Below are 18,973 nucleotides of genomic sequence, written 5' to 3'. Positions count from 1 at the left end.
AAGACGCAGACGCAACAAACATGACAAGACCATCATTCAAGGGAGGCATAAATATGCCGGAAGCTAATGATTCACGGGTACCGCTGGAGACACCGGAGACACTGCATGCGGAGCTTGCCCGGATTGCCAAGTGGGAGAAAGAGCAGAATAAGCTGATGATCTGGGACCGGATTACCCGCCTGCCGTTCAAGCTGCTTGATAAAATCACACCGAAGATTATTCATGAGAAGGTAGGCAAGCTGCTGGATGAGCTGGGCAGCTACATCCAGAATGGCGGCAACTATCTGGTTGCCGGGCGCAAGGTAGGCACGCTGATCGGGGAGGCAAGCGTGGCAGCCGGGGGTACCGGCACCGGGCCGTATCCGCTGGCTGTGATGGATGCGGCAGCGCTCCGGCTCTCAGAGAGGAGCCGGAATACGGCAACTGCCCAAGGGGCAACTACCGGCTTCGGCGGAATCTTCACCCTTGCTGCCGATATTCCGGCTGTGCTCGGCCTTTCATTGAAGGCCATCCAGGAGATTGGCCTATGCTATGGCTACGATCCGACGGATAAGGCGGAACGGATATTCACTGTGAAGGTGATGCAATTCGCATCCTCCGATATTGTCGGCAAGCGGACGATTCTGCGGGAGCTGAATTTGCAGGCCGGCGGGGACGGCAACATCATTGCCGGAACGAACGCGGCAGTCTCGAAGATTCAGGGCTGGAAAGAGGTTGTTATGGTCTACCGTGACAATTGGGGCTGGAAAAAGCTGCTCCAGACTGTTCCGGTTGCAGGCATGTTCTTTGGCGCGTATCTCAACCGGAAGACGCTGGAGGATGTGACGGAGGCTGCCCGTATGCTATACCGCAAAAGACGGATTATCGCCAGGCTGGCTGAGCTGGAGCTGAAATAAGTGCTCTGATTGAAGCGGAACTGCGTATGGATGGCAGCGGGGCTGTCAGCAAGGCGGGCATCATGAAATAGAGGCAAGGAATGCAGCCCTAGGCAGTAATCCTTGCCTCTATCTCAGGGAAGGTATAAGGGTTCAGCCGCCTATGGGGCAGTTGAACCGAACGCCAGCCCTTTTCCGCCCACAGGTATTAGCTTGACCGGCTCGACTCCGGCAATCAGCGGCATGGCCCGCTGGATCGTGGCACGGGTGGCCTCCAGGGCAAGGGAAGCAGCATGCGCTTCCGCACTGCTCCATACTTCTGTGACCCAGAGGATATCCGCCTCTGATTCCGAGAGGTTCACGATATACAGCTCGCACTCTTGGACAGGCTCAGCCGCCGCTGCGGCTTCCAGCAGAATGGCAGCCAATGCCTCCCGTTCACCCGGTTTAGCGGTGAATTTCGCGTACATTCCGAATTTGCTCAACCTCATCACCCCAGCATGTAGTTATCCGCTCCAATAGCGGAGTTGATCAACATTATTTTACCAGAAACAAGGAGTGAAAGAATGAATCGAATAGATCAGCAGCCTAACATTGATGAATTAATCGGGCAGGCGGAAGCCTTCATCACTGCATGTTACCAGGAGCTGGACAAGTCCGAGAGTGAGCGGGAGCGGCGTCTTGCAGATATACATGAAGAGGTGATTCTTACGGGCACCTATATACATACGGAGGAAGAACTGACCCATGGGGCGAGTATGGCCTGGCGTCATAACAGCCGCTGTATCGGAAGACTGTTCTGGCATTCACTTGCAGTGATTGACGCGCGCGGGGCAGAGACTGTGGAGGAAGTGGCCGAGGCGCTATTACGGCATGTGGAGCATGCGGATAACGGTGGCAGGATCCGGCCGGTCATAACCGTATTCCGCAGCGGAGAGCAGCCGGATAGAGCTATCCGGATCTGGAATCATCAGCTGATCCGTTATGCCGGCTATCCGGGGGACGGGGAGCAGCCGCGTGCCGGTGATCCGGCTTCAGATGAGTTCACTGCGGTCTGCCGGAAGCTGGGCTGGCAAGGGGCAGGCGGGGACTTCGATATTCTGCCGCTTGTCATCAGCATCGGCGGGGAGGAACCCCGCTGGTTCCCCGTCCCGCCGGGACTTGTGCAGGAGATTCCGCTCACTCATCCGGAGATCGGACGGTTCCCAGAGCTGGGCCTGCGCTGGTACCCCGTTCCGGTTGTCTCGGATATGTGCCTGGAGATCGGCGGCATCCGTTACCCGGCGGCGCCCTTCAACGGCTGGTATATGGAAACGGAGATCGGCTCCCGGAATCTGGGGGATACAGAACGTTATAACCGCCTGCCGGCAGTGGCTGATCTGCTGGGCCTGGACCGTTCGACTAATACCTCGCTGTGGAAAGACCGTGCGCTGTTGGAGCTGAACCGCGCGGTACTGCATTCCTTCAAGCAGGCCGGGGTCAGTATTGTAGATCACCATACAGCGGCAGATCAGTTCGTCCGCTTCCAGGAACAGGAGAAGCGGGAGGGGCGTGAAGTATCAGGCAAATGGGGCTGGCTGATTCCCCCGATGTCGCCTTCGTCCACACCGATCTGGAACGATAACACCATGAGAGATTTGTATCTAAGTCCGCGCTTCATGTACCAGAAGAAGGCGTACGCGGACAAGTTAGATGTAGCAGCCGGTCCATCCAGTGAAGCTGGCGGCTCTGCCTCGTTGCATGCGGAGACGGATGAACCGGCAGCGGAGTCTGAACAACAGGGCGCCGCCGAAGCAATGACATGTCCTTTCCATCACCCTCACTAACTCCGGTCCGGCAAAATAAATAATTATATGGGAAATAATTGGCTTAGCGCCGCGTGCAATCTCCCTGCACGCGGTTGAAAGGGGGGCTGGTGCGGCGATGCGCGATTCGATTCAGGCTGCACGGCTGTCAAGGCGAAAGGGCTTGGCTGTATGTCGGTAGGCAATAGTTGCTTTTGTTTTCATTTTTGCAGCTGCTAATACAAAGGCGAATTTAGCCGGAAACGGTGAGTGAGGTGAGGGTCTTAATTAACCTTTGTGAGGTGCTGATTGCTCTCCGGGAGACTTTGTTTAATATTTATTTTTCCGGCAGCAGGGTTGATTATTTAAAGATTGAAGTATATACTGCTAAACAAGGAAGTGATTGATCAATAACCTAAAGACAGCCAAACGATCACCTATCATTCCGGCAGAAAGGGAGACCTATATGAACAAGCAATCGGGCACTATCCGTTCCAAAGGAGAGGAGACCGTTCCCGTAAACCGCAGGGAGCAGATTCTGGAGTCGGCTGTGGTTGTGTTTGCAGAACATGGATATTACCGGGCTACAACCGCGCAGGTGGCCGAGAAGGTGGGGATATCCCAGCCGTATATCTTCAAGCTGTTTAAGAATAAGGAGGAGCTGTTCATTGCTGCGCTGGAGCGGGCTTTTGAACGGATTCTCCGCACCTTCTCAGGGCTTCAGGCTCCTGCAGACCAGTTACTTGCAGAAGCCATTCAGGTATACGAGCAACTGATGAAGACCCATCCGGATGAGATTATTCTGCAGGTGCAGGCGATCGGCATCCGGGATGAAGCTATCCGCCAGTCGATGCAGGCTGGAATCCTGGAGGTAACCCGTCTGATGGAGAGCAAGTTCTCGGCAGCAGGGTTTGCGCATCCTGAGGTGGAGGTGAGCACCTTCATGGCTAACGGTATGCTCTGCAATATCGCCCTCACGCTGGGAATGCCGGAGCTGAAGCCGAAGCATCTGTAAGCATAGGCGCGGGCAGGAGGATGATCGGAAGTAACGGTGCATCGAGCGTAGTAGGTGGATTAAGCAATATTCAGAGCAACAGGTAAGCACGAAAGGTAAGAGTCAGCCGCCTAATCCCCGATCCATCTGGATCATCATTTTTTTAAGTTTAGGTAGTGACTGATCAATAACTTAATAATGCAATGGATAACTAGCAAAGAACAAGCAAAGAACAAGCAAAGCTTGAACGCAACTAAATAGTGGTACGTGCCCACCATTTTCATTCTGAGCGTAGGGAAGTAGCCACGAATAAGATAATGTTGTACGTATTACAACTTGAGCTCATGGATATGGAGGGATTCGTAATTATTGTTGTACGAAATACATGAATTGTTCCGCTTAGCCGCCTGAATCAGATGGAATGCTGCCTTTTATACAACAATTTTCAATTTAGCCCGATTTCATGGGTGGAATGTTGTATTTCGTGCAGGATTTCAGTTAACAGCTTAAATTTAGTTCAGCTATATACCATTTATTTTTATTATTTAGTTAGTGATCAATCACTAATAATAAATAATAATAAATAACAATTCATTATACCAGGAGGAATTTCAAATGATAAATAAAGCGATGGTACTGGGAGCAACCGGAGGGACAGGAACGGTGATTATTGCCGAGCTGCTTCGAAGAGGGATCAAGACTGTAGCCTTTGGGCGCTCCATGCCGAAGCTGGAACAGCTCGCGGCCAAGCTCGGGAATCCAGCAGGGCTGAGCCTGCAGACCGGAGATGTGTTCCGTGCGGATGATGTATTTAAGGCCGCGCGTGGGGCTGATGTTATTTTTCACAGTGCATCGGTGCCTTATCACGAAATGGCCGCGAAGCTGCTGCCGATGGGTGAAGCTGTGATGGAGGCCGCGAACCGGCTGGGGGTGAAGGTAGTGGCTGTGGACGGGATTTATCCGTATGGCAAAAGAGTGGATGAGCAGCCGATTGACGAGAACTATCCGAAGAATCCGCATACCCGCAAGGGGAAAATAAAGCTGGAATTCGAGCGGATGTTCTTCAGCCCACGCTGGAGCGGCACGAAGGGAATGATTGTCCGCCTGCCGGATTATTACGGCCCCACGGCCAATGAAGCCTCTTACCTCGGATCGACGCTGGAAGCCATAGCTGCCGGTAGACCTGCGATGTTCATCGGCAATATGAATGTTCCGCGCGAATACGTCTATCTGCCGGATGCGGCAGTGATGATGGTGGAGCTTGCCCTCCGCGAGGAGGCCTACGGGCAGAACTGGAACATTCCTGGAGCCGGTGTCATCTCCGGCAAAGAGATCGTCCGGATTGCCCGCGAAGCCGCCGGAAGGTCAAAACTGGTTATCCCTTTAGGCGCAGCAGGTTTGTCACTGCTCGGCCTGTTTGTACCGGTAATGAAAGAGATTGTCGAGATGCTGTATCTGACGAAGGAGCCGCTGCGGCTCAGCGGTGCGAAGTACGAGCGGGTAGCCGGGCCGGCTCCGGCCACGCCTTTTGAACAGGGGATAACAGCAACGATCCATTCCCTCCAGAACCGTGCAGCTGAAAATGTGCAAATCCCCTCATAAAACAGGAGTAATCTGCAGAAGATAGAAATAGTCAGGTTTCCCAATCTGTGATACTATTTATTTCTATATACAATGAGGAAGTGAGCTTAATGATCAGCATTACCATTCCGGCACCGGAAGTTACTATTTTTAAGCAGGAGAACCCTGTGCTCAGCCATATTTACGGATTTACGGATTTTCACCTGATCACCCGTGAAGCCGGCGGCATCTTCATGTTCTACAATGACAAGGATGAGCTGCTGTTTGTAGGCAAGGCACGCAAGCTGAGACCGCGGATCAAGAAGCACTTCGAAGATAACGTATCGGTCATGAAGCCACACCGTGACGAAGTTACCAAGATTGAAGTCTGCATCGTGGAAGACCCGGTCGACAGAGAAATTTATGAGACTTACATTGTGAACAAGCTTAAGGCGAAATACAATGTGGAGAAGGTACTGTATAAATAATGGTTTGGATGAAAAGCGTGGTCCCTGCTTCCTGCGGACTGCGTTTTTTTGTTGTTCAGGAAATTATGCTGTTTGACCATTTGCAGGCGGGGTTCCCGCTGTAACTTGGATAATGATGCATGCAGGTGCCGTCCGGTCAGGATGGTGCCTGTTTGCTGTACAGTTAAGCGTTAAATCCCGGATTTGAACCGGGAGATGTATTACTCTGGCCTTAGGATGCTATGACAACACGCAGGAATAATCCGGGATTTTCAGGCGCGGTGTGGTCCTTTTTTTTCGGGAAAGACCAGTACAAATGGCAGGGGTGATTCATCCTGAAATGATCCGGACAGCAGCTGGCAGGCGCAACTTAGGCCTTTGGATACATTTAGTAAAGTTAGATACTAAGGCTCACTAACGCATCCGCTAAATCAACTATAATAAACTCGTACATGCTCGACATATTTTGACATTTATAATGAGGTGATTATATAGATGGCGGCTCCGTTTTTTAAGAAGAAAGAAGCTGTGGACAAACCGGCCAAACCGGGTATGGTTCAAAAGGTTCAACTGGCTGAACTTCCGCCCGAAGATAGCGATAATTATGAGAAGGCTGAAAGTGCTCCCGGCCTCGTGTCCGTCGGCAAAGCGCAGCTGGATAAAAAGTCGCTGGACCTGGTCTTTGCAGTAGAGCAGATGATTCAGGCCAGAGCGCATGCTGAAACGAACAACCATGAGCTGCAGGACCGGCTGAATCATTCCAGCAGTCATGTGGAGAGGCTGGGACGGGATCTCAAGAACCTGAACAAGGTAATTGAAGAGCGGGAGAAGAGCATCCTGGAGCTAGAGCATAAGCTGGTGGAGAAGAATCTGAAGGTGGACCAGGTACTGGAGGACTACCGTGAGTTGCACACGACCCTGTCAGGAGAAATGGATGAGCTCAAGAGCACCATTGATCTGGAGCAGCAGAAATATGCCAATCTTGTACAAAAACATAATGATGCCATCTCCGAGAAGCTGAAGCGGATGAATGAGCTCGAAGAGAAGATCGGGCGCCTGGAGACAGAGAACAGTCACCTGAAACAGAAATACGATACGGTCCGGCAGGAGAAAACCTACCTCTCCAGCATGATCAGCGATTTCACCAACCGCATGACCGTACCCTTTGGCGGAAGCACTCCGCCGGCAGAGCGTAACGACAGCAACGGAGATACATAGGACTTATGCCAGTACACCCGGCGAACGCTGCTCGGATGGTAGAGCTGCTGTCCCTTGAGCAGAGGCAGGGCGTCTATCAGATGGAGGTAGGTTTAACCCACAGCAGCGGTTCCGCCCGCCAAATACTAATCATCGATGAATATACATATGTGCAATTGAGTATGCTTGGCCCCTTCGCGGGTCAGCGTGTGCGTCTGTCTCTCTATCCCAAATGGGACCCCTTCCGCCACAGCTTTTTCAGCTCCCTGATCAAAATGAACCAGACGTTTAGCGAAACGCTGTATTATGCCTGCTCTGAGGAGTATGCCTCGCAGCTTGTGAAGGCGCGGCAGGAGGAAGAACGTCCAGCCGAGCCTGAGCCTGCTGCTCATGTACCGTCACTTGAATTGCCGCAGCACAGACCTGGACATCTGAAGCGCAGCCGCAGCCTGCGGCCTGCCCGGGCCATACTGCTGCGCGGTATTCTGTTCAGTTGCCTCATCGCATTGTTCCTGCTGCGCATGGACGGCAAGCTGTTCAGCAACAGCGCAGAAGCCCATGAGGACCCGTTGCAGGCAGCCGTAGCTGCGGACGTCAGCAGCAGTCCCCTTATTAATATTATACCGGTGATCCAGACGGCGGCTTACCAGAGCAGTGAAGTCCCGGCAGTCCCGGAAGAGGCTCCGGAAGATACCCCAGCAGCTGCTCCGGAGACTGCGGTTGAAGAGATTGAACTGGACGGGAACAGCTATGAATACAGCCTGCCTCAGGGTTATGTGGCCTTATCCTTCGACGATGGGCCCTCGCAGTATACAAGGCAGATCGTAGATATTCTGGACGAGTATGGTGTGGCGGCGAACTTCTTGTTTATTGGACAGAATGCCAGCAGCCGCCCGGCAGAGGTCCGCTATGCTAATGAGCATGGCATGCCAGTAGGCAGCCACTCCTGGGATCACAGTGATATGACACGGAACAGCCCTGAGGAGAACCGCAAGAATCTGGAGCGGGCCAGCCGGGAATTGGAGTCGAATATGAACTCGGCGGTAACTATCTTCCGCCCGCCTTATGGTGCAGTCAATGATGAGCTGGCCGCTGAGGCGAAGCGGCAGCATATGAAGCTGCTGCTCTGGAACCGGGACCCCGAGGATTGGAAAGCCGATAATGCCCCGCAGGTCCTCCGTTATTTCCATATAACGGACCCGTCCGGCGGCATCTATCTGCTGCACGAAAAAGCAGTTACGGTCCAGGCGCTTCCTGAGATCATTGAGTATCTTCAGGCACAGGGACTAAAGTTCGCCGTCTTCAAATAAAAAGCAGGAAGCGTATCCCGGATCGCGGGGTGCGCTTTTCTGCGTATGTGCACGGAAAAGACCCGGAATCGGCAGCGTTTCCCCTTGTTTTAATAAACAAAATTTGAGACAATAAGTTATTGTTGTTGCTAATGTCCCCCGCAAGGTAGAATAGATTGATTGAACTTTAAAGTTTTGAAAAGAGGATATGAAATGAATAAAGAATCCATTTATGGATTGACTTTGGAACAACTGACCGCCTGGCTGCTGGAGCATGGGCACAAGAAATCCCGTGCATCCGCTGTCTGGGAATGGCTATACCGCAAGAGGGTTACCAGCTTTGCAGAAATGACGGGGATGAACCCGGACTGTGTACAGCTGCTGGAAGAGCATTATGTCTTTCAAACGATGGAAGAGCATGTGAAGCAGGAATCGGCTGACGGCACTGTCAAATTCCTGTTCCGCTTACAAGACGGCAACCTGATTGAAACGGTGCTTATGCGGCAAAAGTACGGTCTGTCCGTCTGCGTCACCACTCAGGTCGGCTGCAATATCGGCTGCAGCTTCTGCGCAAGCGGGCTGCTGGCGAAGAGCCGCGATCTCACCAGCGGCGAGATTGTCGAGCAGATTATGAAGGTCCAGCTTGATCTGGATCAGGCCGGTCTTGGGCAAAAGGTCAGCCATGTAGTCGTAATGGGCATTGGTGAGCCGTTCGATAATTTCCGGCATCTGCTGAATTTCCTGATTACGATCAAGGATCACAAGGGTCTGGCCATTGCCGGCAAAGGCATTACCGTATCCACCAGCGGTCTGGCTGACAAAATCAGAGAATTCGCCGACGCCAATATGCAGGTCAATCTGGCGATCTCCCTGCATGCGCCGAATAATGAGCTGCGGACACAGATCATGAAGATCAACCGTGCCATTCCTATAGAGAAGTTAATGCCGGCGATTGATTATTATCTGGAGAAGACCAACCGGAGAATTACCCTGGAGTATATCCTGCTGAAGGATATCAATGACCGTGAGGAGCATGCCCTGGAGCTGGCGGAGTTAATCGGAGACCGGCGCCAGCTGGCGAATGTGAATCTGATCCCGTATAATCCGGTAGATGAGCATAGCCAGTACCAGCGGAGCGAGCGGGAATCCGTGCGGGCGTTCTTCGATACGCTGAAGAAACAGGGTGTCAGCGTCAGCACCCGGCTGGAGCACGGAGTCGATATTGATGCGGCCTGCGGACAGCTGCGCAGCAAGCAGATCAAGAAGACCAAAGGCAAGGCAGAGGTGCCGGCAGCGCAGTTTCCCGGATAAATTAGGCAGCAGTTTGTCATCATAAGTACGATGCTGTCTAAAAGGACAGCAAAGGCGTTTCTACTTGTGTTACAATAATCTGGCAGTGATTTGAGAAATGAGGAATGCGACGTGTTGACATTTACAAGCTACACCGTGGAGAACGTAAGAGATCCTTTTGGAATACTAAGCGGCAAGCGATATGAGTTCGTCATTAACCTGGATGTGCCGGAAGATGATGAGCTATACGTAGAGAACGGTGTTTCGGCCCGCGTAATTGTGAAAGTGGAAGAAGAGCAGACAAGCATTGTCAGCTACGATCTGCAGGAAACATCGTCAGGCAAGGTTCTCGATTTCGATATGGAAGAAGACGAGGAAGCAGCACTGGTTCTGTTCTGTTCAGAGCATTTGCCTGAATAAGACTCGGCTGTAAGTGCTGGAAGGAAACTGCTGAACCTGGCGGTTTCCTTTTTTATGCCGTGAACCGGGTGAACGCATGCCAAAAACGGGACTGCCGCAGTCATCTGCAATGATGACTGGACAGTCCCGTTCTTTTTTCTATAAACGTGCTACAAGCAGCCTTCCACATAATAATGAATCTGCTTGTTCCACCACGGCCAGTCATGACCGGCATCATGCCCCCAGTAGTCGATCCGCGCCGGAATGCCTTTGCGCCCCAGCACATCCTGAAGCAGACGGGTCTCATGAAGCATTTCATCCTCATACGCGCCTTGTCCGACGCAGACGATGATGTTGCTGCTGCGGTACTGGTTCAGATAATAATCATCCGTCAGTCCCGGCAGATAATGCAGCGGTGAATTCAGGTAGATCTGCTCACTCATATAGTCGCCGAAGAAATAATAGGTGGAATAGACGCCGCTCAGGGCGATTAAGGTATCGAAATATTGCGGATAACGGAAAAAGAAGCTGGCACTGTAATAAGCGCCCATAGAGCAGCCTGAGATCAGAATGCGCTGATCGGTCCCGCCGTTGTTCTGCTTGCTCTGGTGGAGGATGCCGGGAATCAGCTCATATGCGATATATTTATCATACTGCTCATGACGGTGCACCCGGTCCTCATTATTCCAGTGAGTGGAGAAGAAGGTCTCTTCATCAATACTGTCGCAGGCCCATATCTGCAGCTTGCCCGCTTCAATGAAGGAGGAGAGCGTGTCAATCATGCCCGAATCCTCATATTGATAAAAGCGTCCAAGCGACGTGGGGAAGACGAGCATCGGTTTGCCGGCGTGGCCGTATATTTTATATTCCATGTCTCTGCCCAGGTTGTGGCTGTACTCCTTATGGTAGCTTATCCTCATCCGTTAACACATCCTATCCCTCTTCTTGGTGAATATAACCTCTGATGTCCCTGACCTCCGAAAGCTCGGGAGAACGGAACTGATAAGCGCTGTTACCCATCGCTCTGCTGAATACCTCTTCGATCTCGGCATAGTTCACAATCTGCCCGCCGAACGTGCGGTAGATGTCCTCATGGCTGTGAGCGTAATGCTTATGACTTTTGCGGCTGGCATAGCCAGCGTAATATTTGCCTTCGTAAGGACCGCCGACCTCATTGTGTACGATCATGCTGGCCCATTCTTTATAGACATCCACATCGTATGCGAAGTTAATGGCATCGGTCATCCAGGCGCCCGGGGGACGCATATTCACTTCCAGGGCAATGATCCGGCCATCCTTGTGTGATTTGAACAGCTCGATATGGAAGAACCGTTCCCGGATGTCAAAAGCCTTCAGAATACTCTTCCCGGCCTCTTCTACCTCGGGGCTGACATCTCTCAGACAGAAATAATAGAGGTGGTTATCCGTGTTGACAACCTCCATGACACTATTCTCGAACAGGTGGCTGACCGCGAACCGCACATTACCGTCAATATCCACCAGCCCATCATAGGTGAGGATGACTCCATCGATGAATTCCTCAATAATAAAGGCTACATCCTCCGGCTTGGTGTCAAAAAAGTGCTGCAGTTCCTCTTCGTTATTAATCTTGTACGTATTGCTGGCACCGGAGCCGAGATCGGGCTTAACCACCAGCGGGAAGCCGGCGCTTTGGATGAAGCTCTCCACGCTTTCGCGCGTAGTCCCGGTGGAGAACTGAACGGTGCTTACACCGCTTTTATGGAAGAATTCTTTCATCTTGGACTTCTGCTTCAGGTTGGAGACGAAATCGGACTTGGTGCCGTGAATGTTGAAATCCGTGCGGATAGCGGCATCCTGCTCCAGCCAGTATTCGTTCAGCGACTCGAAGCGGTCAATCTTACCGTATTTATAGGTGAAAAAGGCAACGGCCCGCAGAATCTCCTCGTAGCTCTCCAGATTGCTTACCTTATAATACTCCGTCAGTGCCGACTTCAGCTTGTCCTCCAGCTGGTCATATTCGGCATCGCCAATCCCGAGCACCGTCGCCCCCTGCTGCTGCAGCTGGGTACAGAAATCAGCGCTGTTCTTGGGGAAATGCGGGGAAAAGAAGATAAAATTCATGCAGAACCAGCCCCTTTGGCTATAATATAATTCCGAGTTAAATTGTATGATTAATTCAATCTACCAGTTTCGTCATTATTCGTCAATCCTTAGTCTGGCTTTTGCTGCAGTTTCCGGTTGAGCCTGGCCAGCAGTCCGCTGAAGGTCTGGCAGTCCCCGGGAGACCAGTCTTCAAAAATCTGCTCATAGCGCTGCAGCCGGATGTCCCGGGCCTCGGCAAACGTCTGTGCACCCAGCGCGGTAATCTGAAAATAGCTTGATCTTCCATCCTGCGGATCAGGCACCTTTACTACATAATCCTTCGCCTCAAGGACGCTCGTCTGCCTGCTGATGGTAGAGGTATCGAGGCCGAATTCTTCGGCGAGCGCTTTAACGCCTACCTTATCGTGGTTCGACAGATGGTGGAGCAGGGTGTAGGAGGAGCGGTCCAGTCCGCCATGTTTTTTATCCAGCGAGCCTAGGCGGATTAGCGTAATGAGCTCATGGTTCAGGGTTTCGAGGTTTTTATCAGTCTGTTCATCAGCCATAGTTAGTATCCGTCCTTTATGATTGAGTAATTCTTAAGGTCCAGCCTTATATGTCTCCATATTATAAGTGATAATACAGCCCTAAGCGAAAGCTGCCGGTTATTTATGAAAGTGTAATTAAACTCTAATGAAATAAGTCATATTGACTTCCAAGAATATAGTTGTATAATACACATATATTGAAATGATTGTATCATACACCTATATTAGTGTGAAGCTAATGTTTATAGTGGTGGCAGTACAGAGGAGAGAGCATACTTGGGTAATCAGACGGCAAAAAATTCATCATTCTGGCTTATTATTCTGGCCATCTTTTTCGGTAATTTCATGGCCATTCTCAGTACAACAACGATTAACGTTGCGTTCCCGGTATTTCTGAAAGACTTCCATGCCGAGATCAGCACGGTGCAATGGATGATTACGGGTTATCTGCTGGCTACCGGCGTAATTGCTCCGGTCGTAGGATATTTCGGCGACAAGTGGAGCTATAAATATCTCTATGTGTTTGCCCTGTCGGGCTTCACCTTGTTCTCGGGGCTGTGTACCGTGGCCTGGAGTATTCATTCCCTGATTATTTTCCGGATTGTGCAGGGAATATTCGGCGGGCTGATTATCCCGACGACGATGACGATGATTTATCAGTTTATCGAGAAAGAAAAGCAGGCTTTCGCCATGAGCCTCTGGAGCCTGTCCTCCATGCTGGCTCCTGCCTTCGGGCCAACGCTCGGCGGCTGGCTCACCGGGTACTTCGGCTGGAAATCGCTGTTCATGATCAATCTGCCGATCGGCATCATCGCGATCGTGGTAGCGCTGAAATGCCTGCCGTTCCAGCGTCAAACCGCCAGCAGCAGAAGCTTCGATCTGCCGGGATTCGTAACCGTGATTCTGAGCAGCGCCTTTATTATTCTGGCGTTCAATAAGGGGAATGCCTGGGGCTGGACCTCATGGAAGACCTTATCCCTGCTGCTGATTGGCGCTGCGGCCTTAACCTACTTCATCCGCCGGGAGCTGTCGCTGCAGGAGCCGCTGCTGAACCTTAAGGTGTTCAAGCAGAACCGGTTCACCTACAGTCTGATCATCAACTGTATTATTACTGTTGCGTTATACTCGGGAACCTTCCTAATTCCGGTCTTCCTGCAGGATATCCAGCAGTCCACTCCGCTGAAGACGGCGCTGGTGCTGCTGCCGGGCTCAATCGTGATGGCGGTCATGTCGCCGGTCGTCGGCAAGCTGTATTCCCGGATCGGCCCGTTCTGGCTCATTCTCAGCGGTATTCTGCTGCTGAGCGCTTCAACCTGGGAGCTTAGCCATATTACGCTGGCCGTTACACATACCCGTGTGGCGATGCTGATGGCCCTGCGCAATGTTGGCATTGCCCTGGCCTTCATGCCGGTGACGAATGCCGGGATGTCAGCCGTACCCAAGCAGATCACGGGGCATGCTTCTTCTGTGACGAACTGGGTCCGCCAGGCTACAGGCGCGTTGTCCATTGCGGTGTTCAGCTCCTTGCTCGCCTCCAGATCACTCGCCCATCAGCAGGAACTCAGCGGCGGAGCTTCTGCGGCAGGTGCGCTGATCAAGGCGCAGGGAATGACCCTGGGCGTACAGGATATTTTCCTGATCGCTACGGTGGTTGGACTGCTGGCGATTCCGCTGACCTTGCTGCTGAGAAGCGGAAACGGCAAGGCTGCGGCAGCTCCTGTGCTGCAGGCCGGGGCCGGGAAGCAGAGGGCGAAGAGCTAAAAGGGCTGCCGCTGGATATACAAACAACCGCCACTCCAGATTCCCGTGGATCAGGGTGGCGGTTTGCTGTATATACATAATATAGATAGAAAGTTTCTACTGTAGGACAATCTGATAATCTTGTTTCATGTAGACTCGAATCCGCTTGAAATCGGCCTCCGTAAGGTTAGCCAGCGGCTTGTTGCGTTCCCGCCCAAGAATGATGCCGATGGTCTGTGCTGCCAGTGCGGTGGTGGGCATGATTCGCGCACTGCCGTAGGCCTTGATGCTGGCGCCGACATTTTTTCCGGTCACCAGCACATTGTCATAAGACTTCAACTCGAAGGAGCGCAGCGGCAGTCCATAACGGTCCGGCTTGCCGTAGCCAATACCGGTCGGAATCGCCCGGGTCCCCTGCAAATCTATGGAGTAGCCGCCGATACTTACATTATCCCAGAACATCCGACTATTCATCAGATCCGGGTAATCCAGGACATATTTAGTCTCATACCGGTTATAGTCACGGATATAGAGGTACTCCGGAAAGCCATTTAGCTCTGCTTTGGCGAAGCCGGGAATATTCTTGCGCAAGAAGCTTAGAATGAAAGGTGCTTCGGCTTGCCCCCTCTGAACTGCGGACGCTACGGATTTGGGGTCTGAGGGGTTTACATCGTAAATCAGCAGCCCGTTGATGATTACCTGTCCGTTTTTTTGGTAGGTGGCATTCAACCCTCGTAGCCTCAGCTGCTTATCCTTAGTGATGTAGGTATTGGTAATATTGCTGAACCCGGTAGCGAAATGCCAGTCCACATAGGTATTGGGGCCATATTTCTTGCGCACATTCGTAAGCGGATAGTCCTCCAGAATACGCTGGTGCAGCAGATTCCAATCTACATTTTTGAAATTGAGCATATAGGTAGCGGCCATATAATCCGGTTTCTTACCGTTATATATAGTTTCCATTCCCGGAATCCGGGCTTCCTTCAGCTGACTGCTTAGGGCGTTGTAATCCGTATTCTCCACCCAGTAACGGGACTGAATTGTAACTTTGTTGCCGTCCTTGCCGTGGTATGTAAGCGAGCTAAGTGTTTTGCCGCTGCCTGCTGTCTTAGTGTCTACATGATCCAGAACTACCCCGCTTTTCAGCGGAATTCCTTGAATGACCTTGTCAAAATACGTCTGGAAATCCGCTGCCTTGCGGATGGTTCCGGCTTTGTATCCGTTGAACAGGTTCTTGATTTCGCCTTGCACAAGACTTCGCTGCTTATTGTCGTTCACGTCATCGAGGAAGAACATTTGTCCTTGGATCAATTCACCGCCCGGTTTGCTGCGGGGATCAAGCATCAGCACCTTCAGACCCGCCTTAACGGCTTCCTTGGCGAGCAGTACACCTTGAATTTCACTTCCGATAACAACGACATCATAGCTTGGAGCCGCTGGTGAAGAGGACGATGGCTTTGCTGCAGCTGCAATGGACAGGCTCGAACCCGAGAGCAGAATCAGTGCGGCGGCCAGGCAGATTGTAAAGCGGTATAATTTAGAGGATTGCATGAACATCAATTCTAAGTACTCCTGACTGTGGTTGGATTTGGAATCTGTCCCTATTATAAATGATAATGGGTTATTTTTGCTGTGCTGGAATTGTGGCGATTTGCCGCTGTAGCGCTTTCTCTTCGCATGTTGGGCGAATATGAGTTAGAATACAATAAAGCGAGCAAATAATAGGAGTTGTATACATGTCCAACAATGAAGAAGTGTTTTTGACGAAAGAAGGGTTAGCCAAGCTCGAGGATGAGCTGAGAGAACTTAAGGGAGCAGGGCGCAAGGAGCTTGCAGCCCGGCTTAAGCTGGCGATCAGCTACGGCGATTTGAAGGAGAACAGCGAATACCACTCTGCGAAGGAAGATCAATCCTTCATGGAGACACGGATCATGATTCTGGAGAAGATGCTGATCAAGGCGCAGATTGTGGATTCCAGCAATATGGATCTGAGCACAGTCAGCGTGGGCTGCATCGTCATTCTGAATGATGTGGAATACTCCGAAAAGATTGAATATAGAGTGGTTGGTCCCGCAGAGGCTGATGTGCTGGACAACAAGATTTCTTACGAAAGTCCGCTCGGCAAAGAGCTGATCGGCAAAAAAGTGGGCGACATTATCAGCGTCAATGCCCCGATGGGCGTCATCAAATATGAGCTGCTTGAGATTAAAATGCTGTAATTCTAAAATCCTGTAATTCTTAAATCCTGTACCCTGCTTTAATAAGGGTGCAGGATTTTTTGTTTAAAGATAAGAATTTATTTATGCTACTATTTCACGTTTCTACTTGCAGTGGCTTAGATAAGGCCGTGGCCCCCTTCTATATGGAGTACTGTACCAGTGACGAAGCTGTTATGCATGAGATAAAGTACTCCCTGGGCGACATCCGCAGCTGTTCCTACGCGCTGTGCCGGCAGCTTGGCAGCTAAGCCGCTATAGAAGCTGGTCCGCGCCTCTTCCGCCATCCCGGCGCGGGAAGGGGTGTCGATGATGCCGGGCGAGACGGCATTTACCCGCAGCGGAGCCAGCTCAAGAGCCAGCGTCCGGGCCAGATTGGCGACGGCGGCATTGACCGCACCCAGCATGGAGGAGCCGGTCATGGATTTGAAGGCAACGATCCCGGAGAACAGCGTGACCGATCCGGCAGGACGAAGCTTCGGGGCAGCATATTTGGCGGCATAATACTGGCCCCAGAATTTATTGTCCATCAGCTGACGGGCGGCGCTTGTTGCTGTAGACAGGAAAGCGCCTCCGCTGGTCTCGGCCGCAGTCACGACCAGATGATCAATGTCATCCAGCTCTGCGAAGAATGCCTGCACCTGAGCCTCATCTGTGATATCCAGCGTATAGGTGCTCACCTTAGCTTCAGTACCAAGCTTCGCTCTCGCCTGCTCCAGCTTATGGGCGGAACGGCTGGCGATGATGATCTCAGCGCCTTCGCCAGCAGCAAGTTTTGCCGTTTCAAGGCCAATTCCTGAACTCCCTCCGATAATAACGATCTTCTGTCCGGTTAACATATAATTTCCTCCTCGAAAATATCTTGTTGAAGCTTTATGAGGAGAGTATAGCTCTATAAACTTCCCTTAGGGAAGTAGTTACATTGCCGACATATAGTTACCGGAAGGATAGTATCTTATAGAGGGCGGGCTGGAGCCTAAAGATATTTTTAGAGCGCGAGCCCGTACCTTTTGAGTTCGATAAAAATACCCTCCAGCTTGAGTCCCTTCTCCGTCAGCGTATATTCCACCCGTGGCGGGACTTCAGGGTACACGGTACGTTCCAGGATGTCATGAGATTCCAGTTCCCTGAGCCGCAGCGCGAGGGTCTTCGGACTGATCCCTTCAAGGGAACGGAGCAAATCGCTGAAGCGCAAGGTGCCCCCAATCAGCAGATCGCGGATAATCAGGAATGTCCATTTACTTCCAATAAGTTCCAGGGTTTTGGCAATAGGGCAAGGTTCGCCGGGGGTGCCGCGGGTCAGTGTAAGAGGTTCCAGAATGTCCATGCTAAGTCAGCCTCCTGTGGAAATAACGATTGTCACCTATCATAGCACAATACTATCCTTAGGGAAGTTATGGCTGATAATTAAATAAATGAGTCGGAGCGGGGACCATAGGCAGTTTCTATTAAGGATATTGATTCCGGGTCTTAGACGCTCCTTGCCCCAAAGGTTATAGTAGGGAGTAACTAAAGAACAGAGGGGTCCTGGCTTGTGATTCAGACTGTACTATCGACACTTGTAGAGGTTATTGTGCCGCTGTCCATTCCGGTGGCCGCCGGGGCGCTGCTCGGACGTTATAAGAATCTCGACACGAAGCCCCTGCTGACGCTGTACCTGTATTTTCTCAGTCCGGCGATTATCCTGGATACGCTTGCTACGGCGGAAATCTCCTTCGATGATGTCTATAAGACGCTCGCATTCTCGCTGCTGAATCTGTTTCTCTTATGGGGGCTGGCTACCCTGATCGGCAAAATACTGAAGCTGGCTCCGCCGGAAGCCGCCGGCCTGACGCTCATCTCCACCTTCACGAACAGCGTCAATTACGGTCTGCCGCTGGTGCTGCTGGCCTTCGGCCAGCTGGGCCTGGACAAGGCATCGGTCTATGTCATCGCCCAGATGGTGATTGTGAATACGATCGGCGTGTATTTTGCCGCCAGATCACAGTTCTCGGTGCGCAGCGCCGTGAAGTCGGTCTTCTCGCTGCCGGCCATCTATGCGGCGATTCTGGCCCTGCTGCTGCGGGCGCTCGGCCTGCATATGCCGCATGAGCTGGCTTCTGGCGTATCGATGGCCGCAGGAGCCTATTCGCCGGTAGTGCTGGCGATTCTCGGCGCGCAGATGGTGAAGGTCCGGGCGGCGCATACGGAGCGCAACGTGCAGCTTGCATTCTGGACGGGGCTGACCGTCCGGCTGCTGCTGGCTCCGCTGCTGGCCGCGCTGGTGCTGCTCGCGCTGAACATTACGGGCACCTTATTCTCGGTGCTGCTGATTCTGGCCTCGATGCCGGTAGCCGTCAATTCCGTGGTGCTGGCCGAACGCTTCGGCAGCTCGCCTTCGCTGGTCTCGCGCTGTATTGTCTGGACTACGCTGGCGTCCTTTCTGGCTCTCCCGGTGCTTATTGCTATGGTGGGCGGGTAGAGCTGCAGAGACAGGCAACGAAAGGGAAAACGGGGCAAGGAGTAAGAGTAAAGAGTAAAGAGTAAAGAGTAAAGAGTAAAGAGTAAAGA

Annotated in this window: 19 protein-coding genes; 12 read left to right on the top strand and 7 right to left on the bottom strand. The window is 52.0% G+C overall.

Going from position 1 to position 18,973, the window contains the following annotated elements; genetic code table 11:
- The first annotated feature begins 53 nt into the window (after positions 1-53).
- Positions 54-896: an EcsC family protein gene (locus tag QW71_RS06250; protein WP_039294952.1), complete on the top strand. Its 843-nt coding sequence runs from the start codon at positions 54-56 to the stop codon at positions 894-896.
- A gap of 140 nt (positions 897-1,036) precedes the next feature.
- On the opposite strand, the gene QW71_RS06245 is transcribed toward QW71_RS06250, so the two are convergent.
- Entirely contained in the window at positions 1,037-1,360 is a 324-nt protein-coding gene (locus QW71_RS06245; RefSeq protein ID WP_039294950.1) for a putative quinol monooxygenase, read from the bottom strand.
- A gap of 81 nt (positions 1,361-1,441) precedes the next feature.
- On the opposite strand from QW71_RS06245, the gene QW71_RS06240 reads away from it, so the two are divergent.
- The 8 genes from QW71_RS06240 (at position 1,442) to QW71_RS06205 (ending at position 9,876) form a co-directional block, all read left to right on the top strand.
- Entirely contained in the window at positions 1,442-2,701 is a 1,260-nt protein-coding gene (locus QW71_RS06240; protein WP_039294947.1) for a nitric oxide synthase oxygenase, read from the top strand.
- A 424-nt stretch (positions 2,702-3,125) separates the two neighbouring features.
- Positions 3,126-3,674 carry a TetR/AcrR family transcriptional regulator gene (locus tag QW71_RS06235; RefSeq protein WP_039294944.1) on the top strand — a complete coding sequence of 183 codons (549 nt, stop codon included), beginning with the start codon at positions 3,126-3,128 and terminating at the stop codon, positions 3,672-3,674.
- Between the two features lie 594 nt (positions 3,675-4,268).
- Positions 4,269-5,255 carry an NAD-dependent epimerase/dehydratase family protein gene (locus tag QW71_RS06230; RefSeq protein WP_039294942.1) on the top strand — a complete coding sequence of 329 codons (987 nt, stop codon included), beginning with the start codon at positions 4,269-4,271 and terminating at the stop codon, positions 5,253-5,255.
- Positions 5,256-5,344: 89 nt separating this feature from the next.
- Positions 5,345-5,701 (top strand): nucleotide excision repair endonuclease, encoded by a 357-nt coding sequence (locus QW71_RS06225; protein ID WP_197073008.1) that lies wholly within the window; start codon positions 5,345-5,347, stop codon positions 5,699-5,701.
- A gap of 474 nt (positions 5,702-6,175) precedes the next feature.
- A complete protein-coding gene (locus tag QW71_RS06220; protein ID WP_039294935.1) occupies positions 6,176-6,898 on the top strand; it encodes a hypothetical protein in 723 nt (240 codons plus the stop codon).
- A 5-nt stretch (positions 6,899-6,903) separates the two neighbouring features.
- Positions 6,904-8,187 (top strand): polysaccharide deacetylase family protein, encoded by a 1,284-nt coding sequence (locus tag QW71_RS37805; protein WP_052769914.1) that lies wholly within the window; start codon positions 6,904-6,906, stop codon positions 8,185-8,187.
- A gap of 192 nt (positions 8,188-8,379) precedes the next feature.
- Positions 8,380-9,477, top strand: a complete 1,098-nt coding sequence (gene rlmN / locus QW71_RS06210) for a 23S rRNA (adenine(2503)-C(2))-methyltransferase RlmN (protein ID WP_039294932.1) — start codon at positions 8,380-8,382, stop codon at positions 9,475-9,477.
- Between the two features lie 111 nt (positions 9,478-9,588).
- Positions 9,589-9,876 carry a DUF6509 family protein gene (locus QW71_RS06205; protein ID WP_039294928.1) on the top strand — a complete coding sequence of 96 codons (288 nt, stop codon included), beginning with the start codon at positions 9,589-9,591 and terminating at the stop codon, positions 9,874-9,876.
- Between the two features lie 149 nt (positions 9,877-10,025).
- Here the strand turns inward: QW71_RS06205 and QW71_RS06200 are convergent, their stop codons facing one another.
- From QW71_RS06200 to QW71_RS06190, 3 genes are all read right to left on the bottom strand, one after another.
- Complete coding sequence (locus QW71_RS06200; RefSeq protein WP_039294924.1) at positions 10,026-10,775, bottom strand: esterase family protein; 750 nt, start codon at positions 10,773-10,775, stop codon at positions 10,026-10,028.
- A gap of 13 nt (positions 10,776-10,788) precedes the next feature.
- A complete protein-coding gene (locus QW71_RS06195; protein WP_039294920.1) occupies positions 10,789-11,958 on the bottom strand; it encodes an acetyl-CoA carboxylase biotin carboxylase subunit family protein in 1,170 nt (389 codons plus the stop codon).
- A gap of 89 nt (positions 11,959-12,047) precedes the next feature.
- A complete protein-coding gene (locus QW71_RS06190) occupies positions 12,048-12,485 on the bottom strand; it encodes a MarR family winged helix-turn-helix transcriptional regulator (RefSeq protein ID WP_039294917.1) in 438 nt (145 codons plus the stop codon).
- A 258-nt stretch (positions 12,486-12,743) separates the two neighbouring features.
- Between QW71_RS06190 and QW71_RS06185 the strand changes: the two genes are divergently transcribed.
- Complete coding sequence (locus QW71_RS06185; RefSeq protein ID WP_047013656.1) at positions 12,744-14,228, top strand: DHA2 family efflux MFS transporter permease subunit; 1,485 nt, start codon at positions 12,744-12,746, stop codon at positions 14,226-14,228.
- Between the two features lie 96 nt (positions 14,229-14,324).
- Here the strand turns inward: QW71_RS06185 and QW71_RS06180 are convergent, their stop codons facing one another.
- On the bottom strand, positions 14,325-15,764 hold the full coding sequence (locus QW71_RS06180; RefSeq protein ID WP_047013655.1) for an FAD-dependent oxidoreductase: 1,440 nt from the start codon (positions 15,762-15,764) through the stop codon (positions 14,325-14,327).
- Positions 15,765-15,943: 179 nt separating this feature from the next.
- On the opposite strand from QW71_RS06180, the gene greA reads away from it, so the two are divergent.
- On the top strand, positions 15,944-16,426 hold the full coding sequence (gene greA, locus QW71_RS06175) for a transcription elongation factor GreA (RefSeq protein WP_039294914.1): 483 nt from the start codon (positions 15,944-15,946) through the stop codon (positions 16,424-16,426).
- Between the two features lie 116 nt (positions 16,427-16,542).
- On the opposite strand, the gene QW71_RS06170 is transcribed toward greA, so the two are convergent.
- Together QW71_RS06170 and QW71_RS06165 are read right to left on the bottom strand one after the other, a co-directional pair.
- Positions 16,543-17,262: an SDR family oxidoreductase gene (locus QW71_RS06170; RefSeq protein ID WP_039294911.1), complete on the bottom strand. Its 720-nt coding sequence runs from the start codon at positions 17,260-17,262 to the stop codon at positions 16,543-16,545.
- Positions 17,263-17,411: 149 nt separating this feature from the next.
- Positions 17,412-17,750 carry a helix-turn-helix domain-containing protein gene (locus QW71_RS06165; protein WP_039294909.1) on the bottom strand — a complete coding sequence of 113 codons (339 nt, stop codon included), beginning with the start codon at positions 17,748-17,750 and terminating at the stop codon, positions 17,412-17,414.
- Positions 17,751-17,957: 207 nt separating this feature from the next.
- On the opposite strand from QW71_RS06165, the gene QW71_RS06160 reads away from it, so the two are divergent.
- A complete protein-coding gene (locus QW71_RS06160) occupies positions 17,958-18,884 on the top strand; it encodes an AEC family transporter (protein ID WP_039294905.1) in 927 nt (308 codons plus the stop codon).
- Positions 18,885-18,973: the final 89 nt, after the last annotated feature.

This window comes from Paenibacillus sp. IHB B 3415 (assembly GCF_000802655.2).
GTDB classification, from domain to species: Bacteria; Bacillota; Bacilli; order Paenibacillales; family Paenibacillaceae; genus Paenibacillus_AQ; species Paenibacillus_AQ phytohabitans.
The sequence above is the reverse complement of the archived record's forward strand: the minus strand, read 5'-3'. Positions and strand labels throughout refer to the sequence as shown.

Bases quoted from the DNA above. Each gene is read 5' to 3' on its own strand.
- QW71_RS06225 (WP_197073008.1), top strand. From the start codon at position 5,345: ATGATCAGCATTACCATTCCGGCACCGGAAGTTACTATTTTTAAGCAG.
- greA (WP_039294914.1), top strand. From the start codon at position 15,944: ATGTCCAACAATGAAGAAGTGTTTTTGACGAAAGAAGGGTTAGCCAAG.
- QW71_RS37805 (WP_052769914.1), top strand. From the start codon at position 6,904: ATGCCAGTACACCCGGCGAACGCTGCTCGGATGGTAGAGCTGCTGTCC.
- QW71_RS06180 (WP_047013655.1), bottom strand. From the start codon at position 15,764: ATGTTCATGCAATCCTCTAAATTATACCGCTTTACAATCTGCCTGGCC.
- QW71_RS06240 (WP_039294947.1), top strand. From the start codon at position 1,442: ATGAATCGAATAGATCAGCAGCCTAACATTGATGAATTAATCGGGCAG.
- QW71_RS06170 (WP_039294911.1), bottom strand. From the start codon at position 17,262: ATGTTAACCGGACAGAAGATCGTTATTATCGGAGGGAGTTCAGGAATT.
- QW71_RS06235 (WP_039294944.1), top strand. From the start codon at position 3,126: ATGAACAAGCAATCGGGCACTATCCGTTCCAAAGGAGAGGAGACCGTT.
- QW71_RS06200 (WP_039294924.1), bottom strand. From the start codon at position 10,775: ATGAGGATAAGCTACCATAAGGAGTACAGCCACAACCTGGGCAGAGAC.
- rlmN (WP_039294932.1), top strand. From the start codon at position 8,380: ATGAATAAAGAATCCATTTATGGATTGACTTTGGAACAACTGACCGCC.
- QW71_RS06230 (WP_039294942.1), top strand. From the start codon at position 4,269: ATGATAAATAAAGCGATGGTACTGGGAGCAACCGGAGGGACAGGAACG.
- QW71_RS06190 (WP_039294917.1), bottom strand. From the start codon at position 12,485: ATGGCTGATGAACAGACTGATAAAAACCTCGAAACCCTGAACCATGAG.
- QW71_RS06195 (WP_039294920.1), bottom strand. From the start codon at position 11,958: ATGAATTTTATCTTCTTTTCCCCGCATTTCCCCAAGAACAGCGCTGAT.
- QW71_RS06165 (WP_039294909.1), bottom strand. From the start codon at position 17,750: ATGGACATTCTGGAACCTCTTACACTGACCCGCGGCACCCCCGGCGAA.
- QW71_RS06250 (WP_039294952.1), top strand. From the start codon at position 54: ATGCCGGAAGCTAATGATTCACGGGTACCGCTGGAGACACCGGAGACA.
- QW71_RS06220 (WP_039294935.1), top strand. From the start codon at position 6,176: ATGGCGGCTCCGTTTTTTAAGAAGAAAGAAGCTGTGGACAAACCGGCC.